This is a genomic window from Segatella copri, from assembly GCF_026015295.1.
GTDB lineage: Bacteria > Bacteroidota > Bacteroidia > Bacteroidales > Bacteroidaceae > Prevotella > Prevotella copri_C.
In genome coordinates, this window is the sequence record NZ_JAPDUW010000001.1 from 601,303 (window position 1) to 615,151 (window position 13,849).

General features: G+C 48.3%; 16 protein-coding genes. 2 read left to right on the forward strand and 14 right to left on the reverse strand.

The features are described 5' to 3' along the window. Window positions 1–7: 7 nt before the first annotated feature. Window positions 8–169: a hypothetical protein gene (locus tag ONT18_RS02380; RefSeq protein WP_264903859.1), complete on the forward strand. Its 162-nt coding sequence runs from the start codon at window positions 8–10 to the stop codon at window positions 167–169. 76 nt (window positions 170–245) lie between these two features. Here ONT18_RS02380 and ONT18_RS02385 read toward each other — a convergent pair whose 3' ends face one another. The 12 genes from ONT18_RS02385 to ONT18_RS02440 form a co-directional block, all read right to left on the reverse strand. After that, window positions 246–575: a type II toxin-antitoxin system RelE/ParE family toxin gene (locus ONT18_RS02385; protein WP_119236508.1), complete on the reverse strand. Its 330-nt coding sequence runs from the start codon at window positions 573–575 to the stop codon at window positions 246–248. Continuing rightward, window positions 563–850, reverse strand: coding sequence for a hypothetical protein (locus tag ONT18_RS02390; RefSeq protein ID WP_153079509.1), 288 nt, complete (start codon window positions 848–850; stop codon window positions 563–565). The genes ONT18_RS02385 and ONT18_RS02390 overlap by 13 nt, the downstream gene beginning before the upstream one ends. Window positions 851–1,047: 197 nt before the next feature. Then, complete coding sequence (gene hemL, locus ONT18_RS02395; RefSeq protein WP_153113603.1) at window positions 1,048–2,322, reverse strand: glutamate-1-semialdehyde 2,1-aminomutase; 1,275 nt, start codon at window positions 2,320–2,322, stop codon at window positions 1,048–1,050. A 118-nt stretch (window positions 2,323–2,440) separates the two neighbouring features. Then, window positions 2,441–3,436: a porphobilinogen synthase gene (hemB, locus tag ONT18_RS02400; protein ID WP_264903860.1), complete on the reverse strand. Its 996-nt coding sequence runs from the start codon at window positions 3,434–3,436 to the stop codon at window positions 2,441–2,443. Window positions 3,437–3,454: 18 nt separating this feature from the next. Next, window positions 3,455–5,590 (reverse strand): uroporphyrinogen-III C-methyltransferase, encoded by a 2,136-nt coding sequence (cobA, locus tag ONT18_RS02405; protein WP_264903861.1) that lies wholly within the window; start codon window positions 5,588–5,590, stop codon window positions 3,455–3,457. Window positions 5,591–5,627: 37 nt separating this feature from the next. Next, window positions 5,628–6,614, reverse strand: coding sequence for a glutamyl-tRNA reductase (gene hemA / locus ONT18_RS02410; protein ID WP_264903862.1), 987 nt, complete (start codon window positions 6,612–6,614; stop codon window positions 5,628–5,630). Then, window positions 6,592–7,047 (reverse strand): precorrin-2 dehydrogenase/sirohydrochlorin ferrochelatase family protein, encoded by a 456-nt coding sequence (locus tag ONT18_RS02415; RefSeq protein WP_264903863.1) that lies wholly within the window; start codon window positions 7,045–7,047, stop codon window positions 6,592–6,594. The genes hemA and ONT18_RS02415 overlap by 23 nt, the downstream gene beginning before the upstream one ends. Window positions 7,048–7,065: 18 nt before the next feature. Further along, complete coding sequence (locus ONT18_RS02420; RefSeq protein WP_264903864.1) at window positions 7,066–9,540, reverse strand: sulfurtransferase TusA family protein; 2,475 nt, start codon at window positions 9,538–9,540, stop codon at window positions 7,066–7,068. A 14-nt stretch (window positions 9,541–9,554) separates the two neighbouring features. Further along, a complete protein-coding gene (locus tag ONT18_RS02425; RefSeq protein WP_264903865.1) occupies window positions 9,555–9,953 on the reverse strand; it encodes a M67 family metallopeptidase in 399 nt (132 codons plus the stop codon). Between the two features lie 42 nt (window positions 9,954–9,995). Then, a complete protein-coding gene (locus ONT18_RS02430; protein WP_234563743.1) occupies window positions 9,996–10,805 on the reverse strand; it encodes a HesA/MoeB/ThiF family protein in 810 nt (269 codons plus the stop codon). Between the two features lie 142 nt (window positions 10,806–10,947). Next, window positions 10,948–11,160, reverse strand: a complete 213-nt coding sequence (gene thiS, locus ONT18_RS02435; RefSeq protein WP_153113610.1) for a sulfur carrier protein ThiS — start codon at window positions 11,158–11,160, stop codon at window positions 10,948–10,950. A 54-nt stretch (window positions 11,161–11,214) separates the two neighbouring features. Then, a complete protein-coding gene (locus tag ONT18_RS02440; RefSeq protein WP_264903866.1) occupies window positions 11,215–11,997 on the reverse strand; it encodes a phosphate ABC transporter ATP-binding protein in 783 nt (260 codons plus the stop codon). A 245-nt stretch (window positions 11,998–12,242) separates the two neighbouring features. On the opposite strand from ONT18_RS02440, the gene ONT18_RS02445 reads away from it, so the two are divergent. After that, entirely contained in the window at window positions 12,243–13,133 is an 891-nt protein-coding gene (locus ONT18_RS02445) for a PstS family phosphate ABC transporter substrate-binding protein (RefSeq protein WP_264903867.1), read from the forward strand. 100 nt (window positions 13,134–13,233) lie between these two features. Here ONT18_RS02445 and ONT18_RS02450 read toward each other — a convergent pair whose 3' ends face one another. Further along, window positions 13,234–13,659 (reverse strand): biotin/lipoyl-containing protein, encoded by a 426-nt coding sequence (locus tag ONT18_RS02450; protein ID WP_022120280.1) that lies wholly within the window; start codon window positions 13,657–13,659, stop codon window positions 13,234–13,236. 10 nt (window positions 13,660–13,669) lie between these two features. Further along, window positions 13,670–13,819: a hypothetical protein gene (locus ONT18_RS02455; RefSeq protein WP_176425588.1), complete on the reverse strand. Its 150-nt coding sequence runs from the start codon at window positions 13,817–13,819 to the stop codon at window positions 13,670–13,672. Window positions 13,820–13,849: the final 30 nt, after the last annotated feature.

Consider the following 13,849-nt stretch of genomic DNA (forward strand, 5'->3'; position numbering starts at 1 on the left):
GAGAATTATGAAAAAGAAAGAATATATAAAGCCAGAACTGAATGTTTACCAAATGGAGACTACATCTATCCTCGCTGGCTCTGAAATAGTGAAAGCAAAGGAAGAGGATTATAGCGAAGGATCGGTTAGTGACTATCGCGATGCAAGTGGCAGCATTTGGGCTGATTAAAAAGCCTCACCCCCAATAATAATGATACCCCATGGCATGAGTGCCATGGGGTATTCTCCTTCATAAGCTCTTTCCTTTATAGTTTTCTTTTGAATTGTCTGATCAAATATCTAGGACTTCTTCTCATATCCCATAAGTCTACGAAAATGACGAGGTCGTTGGCTTCATCGTAGCGGTAGATAATCTTCCAATTCTCCTTGATAATCGCACTATGGTAAGGGCGGTGGAATCGCTTAAGCAATGGCTCTCTGGGTGAAGAAAGAGGATGTTTGCAAAGTCTGTTTATTATTGCTTGCAAGCTTTCGTCAAATCTTTGAACGCAAAGTCGACCAAAGTTTTGATAACTATAGTCGGTTGTTTCTTTATAAATTTGAAGAAAGCTATTGCGTAGTGTTACTTTAGCCATGTTCGTTCTTCGTTTAGTTTATTGAAAAACTCTTCTACACTATAGCTAATGCCTGTCCTTTCATACTCCGCCTCAATAGCTTCAATCCTAGCCACGGCTTCTTCTTCATTAGCCGGATGCCAGCCAACAGGAATCTTGTTCCAGTCAATATCTTCTTCTGCACATTCATCCTCGGGAAGTGCTATGGCGGCATTTCCGTGATAGGCTGGTGCAGGCTCTGCTGCGAAAGCTGCATCTTTCTGCTCTTCTGGCAATGTATATCTTTTCTCTTTCATAAGCTTGCGTATTTTATCTGCTGCAAATTTACGATTATTATCTGAATCATGCAAGAAAAATGGGAGAAATGTTTTATAAAGTATCTTATAATCAAGGTTTTTGTTCTTTGTTGGGCTTGGGGACGGTACTGAAAAAAAAGTCACAATACCTAGCTGATAGAGCTGGGTATTGTGACTTTGCTTTTTGTTATATGTGTTTATTCGATACTCTCTTCTATCGACTTCAATACGTAGTCGAGTATCTCATCGGTGTGGCAGAGGGAGATGAAGTTGCCCTCAAACTGCGATGGACTTACGTAGATGCCACGGTCCAGCATGTTGCGGAAATAGCGGGCGAAACGTTCCTGGTCGCTCTTCTTCGTGTCCTGGAAGTTGCGGACAGGCTGGTCGTTGAAGAACATCGTGAACATCGTGCCCACGTGGTTCACCTGGATGCCCTTGCCTTCTACTATCTTCTCAAGACGGGAGAGGAAGCGGTTGCTGCGCTCTTCCAGGAGTTCGTAAACACCCGGTTCGCCCAACTGCTTCAAGGTTTCATAACCGGCTGCCATTGCTACTGGGTTACCACTCAGGGTGCCTGCCTGATAAACTGGACCTTCTGGAGCCAGAACGCTCATGATGTCGGCTCTACCTCCGAAGGCTGCGGCAGGGAAGCCGCCACCAACTATCTTTCCAACGGTAGTCATATCCGGAGTGATGCCGAATCGCTTCTGGGCACCGCCATAAGAGAGACGGAAACCGGTGATGACTTCATCGAAGATCAGGATGGCGCCATGCTCCCGGGTTACCTTGCGGGTTGCCTCGATAAACTCACGGGTTGGAGGAACCACACCCATGTTGCAGGCTACCGGTTCGATGATGAGCGCAGCTACCTTGTCGCCATTCTCGGCGAAATACTTCTCCAAAGCCTCGGTATCATTGTAGGGCAGTACCACGGTGTATTGGGTGAAACCGGCTGGTACTCCGGCTGATGATGCATTGTTGAGCTTGGCTACGGCAGATCCGGCGCTTACCAGAAGATGGTCGGCATGACCATGATAGCAGCCCTCGAACTTAACGAGGATGTCGCGACCGGTGAAACCGCGAGCCACACGGATGGCTGACATGGTAGCCTCGGTTCCGCTGTTAACGAAGCGCAGGCGCTCCATCGATGGGAAGGATTCTCTTACTTTCTCGGCAAGGGTGGTTTCGGCAAGGGTAGGGATGCCGAAGCTGCTTCCGTGGAAGATGGCATCGGATGCTGCCTTGCTCACCTTGTCGTTGTTGTGACCTAGAATAAAGACGCCCCATGACATGCAGAAATCGATAAACTTGTTGTCATCGATATCGTAGATGTATGGACCCTTGGCGTCACGGACGAAGAGCGGGGTGGTTCCTACGCTCTTCAGAGCTCTTACTGGCGAATTTACTCCGCCAGGTATTATCTGTTTTGCCTGCTCGAAAGCGGCGGCTGAGTTCTTTCTTTCTTTCATGTTCTTGGTTCTTTTTAGGAGGGGGACCAGCGATGGAATCGCTGGGAACGGGGACGAGAGGGGGACTTGGTTCTCCTGCTTTCTTCCTTCTTCTTCCTTTTTCTTTTTCTCTTTCCTTTTATCCTATTTCGAGATGCCATTCTTCTGCTTTTTCAATAATCTCCTTGGCATAATAGGTGATGATGTACTGGGCACCGGCACGCTTGATGGCGATGAGGCTCTCGAATGCTACACGGCTCTCATCCAGATAACCGAGCTTGGCGGCTGCCTTCAGCATCGAATACTCGCCACTTACCTGATAGGCTACCATCGGGATGTTAGGGAACTTCTCTACGCCGCGGGCTATCATGTCGAGATATGGCATCGCTGGCTTCACCATCGTCCAGTCGGCTCCTTCTTCTATATCGGCTGCAATTTCATCAAGACCCTGGTCGTGGGTGCGGAAGTCCATCTGGTAGCTCTTTCTGTCTCCGAAACTTGGAGCTGAATCGGCAGCATCTCTGAAAGGACCATAGAAGGCTGAGGCGTATTTCGCAGAATATGCCAATACCTTGCATTGCTTGTCGAGACCACCTTCGCGAAGACGGTTCTTGATGGCTTCTACCTGTCCGTCCATCATGGCTGATGGAGCTACGAAGTCGGCACCAGCCTTGGCATGAACGTAGGCTTCCTCGGCGAGCAATGGGAGGGTGGAATCGTTATCTACATCGTGATGATGCAGGAGTCCGCAATGACCATGACTGGTGTATTCGCAGAGGCAGACGTCGGTGAAGACGATGATTTCCTTGCCAAACTCAGCCTTGATGGCTTTTACGGCACGGGCGATGAGGGCATCATCGGCATAGGCAGCGCTGCCTCGTTCATCCTTCTGCTCATCAGGAATCACTCCGAAGAGGAGCACCTTGTTGATGCCGAGGTTCTTGATTTCTTCGATGTCCTTCAGAAGGGTATCGATGCTGAAGCGATAGATGCCTGGCATGGTGGAAATCTCTTCCTTCTGGTATTCTCCCTCTACTACGAAGTAAGGGTAGATGAAGTCTGCGGCACTCAATGATACATCGGCATACTTGTCGCGAGTAGCCTGGTCTTTACGTAATTCTCTAAATCTTTTCATATCTATGTCTGTTTTATATTATTTATTCAATACTTCTTCCAGATGCGCCTGGGTGATAGGACCACGGGTGATGAACTCGGTGTTCTCAGGCAACTTGCCATACAGCTTGATGAAGTTGTCGATGGTAGAAGGCGATGTGAAGACAATGCGCTTGTAATGGTTGAGATTCACACGGCGCGGATTCTTCGGGAGTTCATTGTTGTAAACAACGGCGCTTAGCACGTTGAAACCTAATTTCTGCAAAGCCAAAGGAATATCTTCTGGTGATAGGGATGAATGAGGATAGAAAACTAATCTATTTTCATACCGATACACGAAGTCTGCTAACTCGTGATCATAATTATCTAAATCCATCTTTTCAAACAATTCATAAGAATGCTCGTATTGTGGTCTTGCAGCATCAAGTCTTTCTTTCTCTTTTTTGAACCATTCTATCACCCCATAGCGATTGTCTTGCTCTACCTGTATAACATCTTTGACGCCAGCCTTATGTAAAGCCTCTGTTGTAGTGTCACCAATGGAGATAAACACATGCTCTTCTTGCTCTTTGAGTATCAAATCGTAGTAATCAAGTGTTGCTTGAACGCCATATTGGCTTGTAAAGATATAATATAAAGCTTGACTTTCATCCCACTCACAATACTCGGTAAAACTTTTTCCATCGTAATGCTCACAATAATTATCTTCGAGGATTTTCGTAAAATAACTTGGGTGATAACTAATCTCTATCAGCGGCGTATAGGTGTAATCTGCCTTGCGCTTCTCTATGGCAGGAAGTGTACCTGTATAGAGGGTTGGCTTGATGTCTGATGCCTGATGATGCTTCAATCCTGCCACGTAGCCGATGAGGGCGATGAGAGGGGTTGGGAGATTCTGCATCTCGCCGTTTCTCAGATTCCAGAGGGTGGTCTCGAAGGTCTGTTCATCGGGGCGGCTCACGTTGTAGGTGAGGAGCACAGGGGTATTGAATGCCCAGCCTTCCTTGTCGATGAGCTGGGTAGCGATGGTCTGCAGCTGTTTGGCACCCATATAATATACCAGGGTTTCTGCATCGGGAGTTACGGGTTGCGGAGTATGACCGCTGACCAGGGCAACGCTTGATGAGAAGTCGCGATGGGTGAGACTGATTTTCTGGGATGCGGCAAGGGCTGAGGCTGTGGTGATGCCTGGGATGACATTCACTTTTATCAGATTACTCTCCAGGTATTCGATTTCCTCGCTGCCGTGAGCGAAGATCATCGGGTCGCCACCTTTCAGACGAACCACGTTCTTTCCCTCTCGTGCCGCATCGAGCAGAAGACGGTTGATGTCTGCCTGCTCCTTGTGATGATAGCCGGCACGCTTGCCCACGTAGATCTTCTCGGCTTTCTTATCTGCCAGATAGGAATCGTCGATGAGGTCATCGTAGAAGATGATGTCGGCGGCATCAATGGCTTTCGCTGCCTTGATGGTAAGGAGGTCCGGTTCGCCGGGACCAAAGCCGACGAGGGATACGGAACCTTGCTTATCGAGGATGCTCTTAGAAGCGAATGCCTGCTTCAAGTCTTGGCTTCCTTTCTTAGCTGTGACGGCAAGGAATCCTTGAAGAGGATGGGTTGGGAAAGGAAGCACTTCGGCGATTTCATCCTCCATGCCGAGTCGCTTCAGAGCACAGGTGGCAACGATGGCAGCATCGTATTTGCCATCTTTCACCTGCTGAACTCTTTCTTCAATACAACCACGTATTCCTTTGATTGTCAGGTCTGGACGTAATTCGTTTAAACCTTTCTTGCGGAGCGGACTGCTGGTTCCGATGATACTTCCGGCAGGGAGTTCTGCCAGTTTCTTGTGGTCTCTGCTTACGAGCGAATCGGTGGTGTCGAAAGCAGGGAAGAGGGCGATGACTTCGATATCCTCAGGCAGAGGATAGGGCAGGTCTTTCGCCGAATGGATGGCGATGTCGGCATCTCCCTGACGGATGGCATCGTCGAGTTCTCTCGTAAAGATATCAGCAGGAGCTTCACCATTCAGGAGTGAAATCTGCTGGTTCTTGTCGCCGTAAGATTCCAGGTATTTGATCTCGTAGGCGAGTTCCGGGAAGTTCTTGAAAACCTCCTCTACTTGCAGTCGGGAGAGACGACTGCCTCTTGCAATAACTCTAATCTTTTTATTCATCTTTTAAAAATGTCGGTTAAGTTTATGAATAAAATTATTATGAAATATATTTCTTTCTCCTTTCCAAAGCCTCCTGCATCTCCTGAATCTCTTCTTCGATGATGGCTTCTGCTTTCTCCACTTCGGCTCCTCTCACTTCGATGTTCTCACGCACTTTCTTCTCCACGTCTCTGATGTTGTAGAGCTGGACGTTGGGGAGTTCGCTGAGGCGGGAATCGATGTCGCGAGGGAAGGCGAGGTCGATGGCGAGCAGGCGTTTCTGCTCCGGGATGTCTTCCTTGCGGATGATGAGATGAGGGGCTGAGGTGGCGCTGATGAGGATATCCGTTTGTGCCAGGAACTCCTGCTTCTCATCCAGCGTATATACCTTGATACCGAGCGGATCGGCAAGGTAATGTGCCTTGATCTGACTGCGGTTGGCGAGGAACACCATCTTGGCTCCTTTGTTCTGGAGGAACTTCAGAATGTCGGCAGTCAGTTTGTTGACACCGATAATCGTGATTCTCGCGTTCCTTAAATCTACATTCCCGAAAGATTCAATAATCTCGAGGGCTGCAAGACTGTGGGATACGGCACCATGAGAAATCTCGGTTTCATTGCGAACCCGCTTGCCAACCTGCAATGCGCTTTGGAAAAGGCGATGGAGTTCGGCGGTCAACGGGCGCTGCGCCTTGGCGGTATAGTATGCTTCCTTTACCTGTCCCTGAACGGCTCTTTCGCCAACGATGGCTGATTCCAAGCCCGATACCACACGGAAGAGATGGCGGGCTACCTCATCGGGAACTTCGCCTTCGCCGTAGTATATCTCGCTGCGGTTGCACGTCTTCAGGAAGATATAAGGAACTTCCTCATCGGGCTGGTTGCTGATATAAACATGATGGGGAATTCTGTTTGTCTTGTTGATATGACTTCCTTGTATTTCCAAGAGTGTATCTTGTAGAAAATCATCGAAGACTCTTTCCTGCTCCTTGATGTCGGTTCCTTCAGCGAACTGGCTTTGGTCAATCGATTTGTAATGTATCATTTTCTATCAACTCTTTTATTCTGTTTCTTACTCGGATGCTTCGTTTCACATCCCTCGAATCGCTTCCCACGGCAATGGTGAGGTTGTCGTTGCGATAGATGGCGGGCGAGATGAAATCACACTGTGCCGGATCATCGCAGACACTGGTCAGGATATGCCGTTCGGCTGCGAGCTGTTTGATCTGATGGTTCAACTCATGGTCGCCCGTACAGACGAAGAGGAGTTGCACGCCATCCAGGTCGCTCGGCTCGAAAGCCTTCTCTTTTGTTTGGAAGGGTAGTGCCTTGAGCTCATCTGTAATCTCTGGTGCCACCACCATAGCTTGGTCGGTGAAACGGGCGAGAATCTGAGCCTTGTGGGTCGCTACCTTCCCTCCGCCAACGATAAGTATGTTGGCGGAGACGATTTTAATCGTTATTGGAAGATAGTCCATTTAGACATAGATTGAATTTTATTTCTTTTTGATGAGAACCTTCCAGTAGTTTTCTACTTTCTCGGTAGAGAGGATGGTGTGGCCCTCGTTCTTCACACTTCCCGGTACGTTCTCGATAGGAGCACCGTCGTCGAGGAGAATCTCCAGAATCTGTCCGCTCTGCATTGGGGTGAGAGCAATCTTCGTCTTCACGAAGTTCATCGGACACATCACGCCTCGGAAATCCTTCTTTACATCAGGAACAATGGTTTCTGTTTCTTCTGCAGCTGAGGCTTTCTCTGCTGGAGCTTTTTCTTCAGAAACCTGCTCTGCAGGAGCTTTTTCTTCGGCGTTTTTTTCTTCAGCAACCTGCTCTACTGGAGTCTTTTCTGCAGGAAGTTTGAACTGGAGCGAATCGTCCATGTTCTGATAGAGATCGTTGAGCAAATCAGCGAGTTCATCGATCAATGGCTTTTGCTCAATCAATGATTCGTTGTTTCTTGCCTTATCGGTCAATACCTTGAACTTCTGAGGGATGATGCCGGCAGCGATGAATTCTTTCTCAAATCCATTATATACATCTTCATCGGTACGAGGGTCTAGACCACGGGTAACGAGAAGCATTCGGTTCTCGGAGAAAACGATATCGTGGAGAAGTTTCTCTATCTTGCTTGTTGCTTGCTTGCCGTCGGATTGCAAATCTGCCGGAACGCCTTGCGGGATATTTCCCATCAATAGCTCCACTTCCTTCCGCTTCTCTCTGATGGTATCCTGGTCGATTTCGATGATATCGAAGAGTCCGGCTGAACACTCTGCCTTACCGTATTTGATGAGTGAGAACTTCTCGTCATCTCCGAAATCGAAGAAGGTATCAGGCTCTTCTGAATAAGGAGCCACCTCCTTGTATTTTGCAATCAGTTCCTTCACGATGTTCACGCCTCTCTTTGCCACATAGTCGTAATAATCGGCATAGTTGGCTTGTTCGGCTATCACATCACGGAGATAATCTTCAACAAATGCCGGAATCTTCTTGGCGGTGATATAACCCTGCTGCAGGTCAATCTCGTGCTTGCCCTTTACCGGAAGCCAGATGGTGTAGGCAGGATATGGGTCATCGCCCACTCGTCCTACACGTCCGCTGAATCCTAAATCTCCCCAGGTGGCTAGCGCACAGATGTTGGTACAGCCGTTCATGCGGAGTTCGAAGTCAGGAATGGCATCGAGGTTCAGATTGCTATTGAGAAGTTGCTTGGCGATACCGTCGATGGCGCCCTTTGGCAAACAGATGCCGAGGCGGCAGGTATCGGCTCCCGTACAGCAGGTGAGGTTGGTAACCACCACAGGATAATCTATCTGATAGACGCCCAGTTTCTTGAAGAAGGCGTAGATATTGGTGAGATATTCCTCTGGGATATTTCGTACCTGAATCTGCTCTTTCTTGGTAAAGCGGATTACATCGTTGCCATAGTTGCCCAGGTATTCGGCTACTTCTGCGAAGAAATCCGTGGAGTTGTTGCCGTGGCGCAATGGGATGTAGGCATACCAGAGGTTCTCTTTCAAACCCTCGGCATTGGTCTGCTTGTGGGCGTAACGGCGCTTCCAGGTTTCAAAATCGGTTGGAGCTTTAAGTGCAGGGAAGTTGGGCTTGTGATGTTCCAATGGCAAAGCCGGAGCCTCGAAATCTATTGAACCATCTTTCTTAAGTTCCTCAAACTCTTCGAGATACAATCGCTTGGCTTCTTCTGTGCCGTATTTGTAGAACACGTATCTCATGCGTGCCTTGTGGCGGTTTCTTCTGTTTCCGTATTTATGGAACCAGTTTTTCAGAGCCTTGGCTGCACGGTAGAGGTCCTTCTCTGGAAGGAAGTCGAATACCTCCCAACCGGTGTGGGCGTTGCTGGCGGCACTACCGGCGATGAGCACTCTGAATCCTCGCTGTCCGTCCTTGATGCGTGCCTGCAGACCCAGGTCGGCGATGTAGGAGTAGTTGGCCGTAGCCACACTGGTATCTATTGCCACCTTGTATTTTCTAGGCATCGTGAACGAATCTTTCTCGGCGATGAGTCGGGAGGTGAGTTCTTCCACGTATGGATAGACATCGAATTCCTCATCGGCAGTGAGTCCGCTCCGGTCATCCACCATCATGTTTCTTACGGTGTTTCCACCGCCACCTGCGCTGGAGATGCCCACCTTTTCCAGTTTTTTCAGAGCCGGAATGGCATCTTCGATATCAACATTGTGAATCTGAATCTCCTGTCGGGTGGTAACGTGGAGATGCGAAGTGGAGAGCTGGTGACCCACAAAGGCAATCTTGGCAAGCTGCTCTGGGGTGACCAGACCGCCGGCACAACGAAGACGCAACATATAGTGCTGGTTCTTGCGCTGCTCGTAGATGCCCATAGGTACACGGTTCGACTTCAACTGACCTGCCTGAATCTCGCCCGCCTTGAATTGGTCGATGAGTGACTGGGTATAGTCCAAGTCTCCATTTAATGTAGAAGGTATTCTGTACATGTTCTTGTATCGTTTTAGTTTTGTTCGAAGTGAACTTCCTTATCCACCACCTCTCCATTCAGAACCTTGAATGAATTGAGGTGAATCTTTCCGTCGAGCAATGAGAGGATGGCATAACGGATGTTGGGATCGTTAGCCAGCCGAAGGTCTTCCTGCGATGGGCGGGAAGGCGATGCTGGGTGACTGTGCCAGTTGGCGAGAATCTTCAAACCCTTGCTTCGGGCGTATTTCAGAGCCGCAAACTGGTCTTTCGGAGCAAAGGCAAAATGCTCCTCGCTATGGTCGATGTTCTCCATCCAGTAGCTTTCCGTCACCACATCATCCTTGCCTAACAGAAGTCCGCAGCTCTCGATGGGCGCATCCTTCTTAGCTTGCTCGATAATAACCTTGATTACGTCGTCGTTAATCTTCATAAGCTATAGCAAAAATAATCACTAATAAATAATCACTAAATCTTAGTGGTGTTTCAAATCGCAGGCTGCCTGCTCGTAATCGATGAGATGGTCGATGGTAGGGTGGTCGCCGCAGATTTCGCAGGATGCACGCTTCTTCACCTTGATGGTGCGGAAGTTCATCGTCTTGGCATCGAAGGTGAGCAATCGGTCGGTGAGCAAATCGCCTACACCGAGTAAGTACTTCAAAGCCTCTGCTGCCTGAATGGTTCCGAGCATACCGGCGATGGCTCCCAGAACGCCTGCCTGACTACAGGTAGGAACTGCGCCTGCTGGAGGTGGTTCCTTGAAGAAGCAACGGTAACATGCCGTGCCTGGCAAGTGGGTAAAGGTCTGTCCCTGGAATCTCAAGATGCCGCCATGCGAGAAGGCTTTGCCCAGACGTACGCAGGCATCATTGATAAGGAACTTTACCGGGAAGTTGTCTGTTCCGTCGATGACGAAATCCCATGGCTTGATGATTTCCTCGGCATTGTGAGAATCGAGGAAGTCGTGATAAGTGGTCACTTCCACATCCGGATTGATGGCAATCATCTTCTCCTTGGCGCTCTCCACCTTTGGAGTGCCCAGATCCTTGGTCTGATGAATCACCTGGCGCTGCAGGTTACTGAGGTCTACCACGTCAGCATCCACGATACCGATATGTCCCACACCTGCTGCAGCGAGGTAGAGGGCAACTGGAGAGCCCAAGCCACCGGCACCTACGATGAGCACCTTGGCATTGAGAAGTTTCTCCTGACCTTCGAGTCCTACATCCTGAAGGAGGATGTGGCGGCTGTATCTCTCTATCTGTTCTTCTGTTAAATCTATCATCTTGTTTCTGATTTCTTTTATGGATGAATACTGTAACTTATTAAATGCGTCAACGATACAAAAAACGTACATTAACGACCGACGTAATCTTATATATAAGAACTGCCTAATAAGCCTTTTATTGTACTACTTGTTTACTTTTTTAGCAGGCGCCTCCTCCCATGAAGTAGAGAAAATCTACACGGTCACCGTCCTTGAGCTGAATCTTCTCATAGTCTTCTTTCTCAGCAAAGTCCTCGTTCACCTGGATAGTTACCATCTCTGGCTGGAACACCTTGTTGATCTTAATGAGTTCTGCCAATGTCAAAGGAAGAGATACTTCCTGCTTTTCGTCGTTTACAATAATCTGTGCCATATTCTTTCAAATTTTATGTTGTTATTTTCTTTTTAGCTGAATGTGCCGTTTCACTTAACTGAAAGCGCCGTTGAGATATTCCTGTGTCAGCTCGTGCTTAGGATGATGGAATACTTCCTCAGCGCTTCCTTCTTCAATCACCTCACCCAGATACATGAAGATGACGTGGTCGGCGATACGGAGAGCCTGGCGAAGGGTGTGGGTTACCATCACGATGCTGTAATCCTTCTTCAGTTCGGTGAAGAGCTGCTCCACCTTCTTGCTGCTGATAGGGTCGAGGGCGGAAGTACTCTCATCTGCAAGCAGATAACTAGGCTCTACGGCAAGGCTGCGTGCCAGACAGAGGCGCTGCTGCTGACCGCCGCTCAACTTGGAAGCCGGACTCTTCAGTCTATCCTTCACTTCCTCCCAGAGACCTACTGCCTTGAGATAATGCTCTACGATGCTGTCCAGTTTCTTCTTGTTGCGGATACCATGGATGCGGCAACCGTAAGCCACATTGTCGTAGATGCTCATAGGGAGAGGGCATGGACGCTGAGGAACAAGACCGATGTTGCGGCGCACTTCAGAGAGTTTGCTGCTGCTTGCCTCGAGGATGTTATTGTCTCCGAGATTCACCTCTCCATTCATCTTCAAACCTTCCACGCGGTCGTTCAATCGGTTGAAGGTACGGAGAAGCGTAGACTTGCCGCAGCCTGAAGGACCGATGATGCAAGTAATCTTTCCCTTAGGAATACTTACATTTACATCTTTCAAGATTTGTGCACCATTAATATATACATTCAAGTTCTTGGTGTCGAGCTGTGCATGATTGTTGTGAACAAACTTTGTAGTCATATCTAAATCTCCTATATTTTAAGATTCATACTCCCTATATATAATAAGGTGTAATCCTCAGCGTTTATACTTCTTATTTTCGTTTGCAAAGGTACGACGATTTTGCTTATTGGGCAATACCTTATATGGGGTAATTTCATACCCTATATGTGGTATATGGGAATGGTACGATTGTGGTATTGCCCCATCTGCATAATCTTTATACCTTTGCAGCCAGTTAGTATTATATATAATAAGGTATAGATATGAGAAAGAAAATCATAGGAATGATAGTGATAGGAACCTCCTTACTGTTAGCGAGTTGCGGAAGTAGGGGAGAGGTGAGGCGTAGTGCTGACGGCAAGCAGGTGCTGAGTGGTTACATTACGTTGTCGGGTGCTTTCGCCCTTTATCCGCTGGCGATACAGTGGGCAGATGAGTTTCATCGCCTTCACCCCGATGTGGATATTGATATCTCGGCTGGTGGAGCAGGAAAGGGAATTACCGATGTTCTTGCCGACCAGGTAGATATTGCGATGGTGAGCCGAGAACTAAAGCCGCAGGAGAAGGAGAAAGGTGCCCTGGCGTATGCTGTGGCAAAGGATGCGGTAGTGGCAACCATCAACGCCAGCAATCCGGTATATCGGGAATTATTGAAGACGGGATTGAGCCAGAAGCAGGCACTGGCGATATGGGAGGGAAAGACCCGACTGAATGTCTACACCCGAAGCGATGCCTGTGGTGCTGCCGAGACCTGGGCTGCGTTTCTGGGAAAGAAGCAGGAAGACCTGAAGGGAACGGGCGTCTTCGGAGATCCGGGCGTTGCAGAGACCTTGCAGAAGGATGTGAACGGCATCGGATTCAACAACATCGGTTACGCCTACAACGACAAGACGCATAAGCCTACGAAGGGTATCGCCATCGTTCCGATAGATGTAAACGGGAATGGAAAACTGGATGCAGATGAGAAATTCTATGATACGCTGGATAAACTGATGGATGCCATCGCCATAGGAAAATATCCTGCACCGCCAGCCCGGAATCTCTATCTCGTAACTGCCGGTAAACCCAAGAACCCTGTGGTGGTTGAGTTCCTGAAATATGTAAGAACCAAAGGCCAGAGACTGAACGGTCCTGCGGGATTTGTACATATATAGAAAAAGGTCGCAAGCTATGATTGCTTGCGACCTTTGATATTCTTTATAAGAACCCGAATTATAATCCCGAATCTGGAAGTATAATTCTCTAATTCTTGATTTACTCGATAACTACGAGTGCATCCTCTTCGAGCACAGCCTGTCCAGGTTTTACGCAGATAGCAGTAACCTTACCATCCTTCTCAGCCTCGATGTTGTTCTGCATCTTCATAGCCTCGAGAACGACAACAGTATCACCTGCCTTTACCTCCTGACCAACAGCCACCTCGATGCTGGTGATAGTACCAGGGAGAGGAGCCTTTACAGCGTTGGCTGTATTTACGTTGGCAGCTGGAGTAGCCTCAGCATCATCAGATGCAGCAGCTGGCTGACCGAGCACAACCTTCTTCTTCTCTGGCTCAGCCTCCTGTTCCATCTCAACCTTGTAAGCTTCGCCATTCACGTTCACGCTTGCGATGTTACCCTCAACAGCGTCAATCTGAACCTTGTATTCTTTTCCGTCAATTGTATATTTAAACTCTTTCATTTCTATTACATTATGGTTTAGCTGTTAAACTCAAGAACTTGGCGTTCCACATCGTCTGACGTGGCTTGATAGTGATGATGCCAGGCTCCTTGTCGTGTACGTTATTGCCCTGATACTCATAGAGTGCCATGGCAATCGCAGCATAAATATTCTTATCCATTCGTTTTTACTTTAATTTTGAGTGTTGATT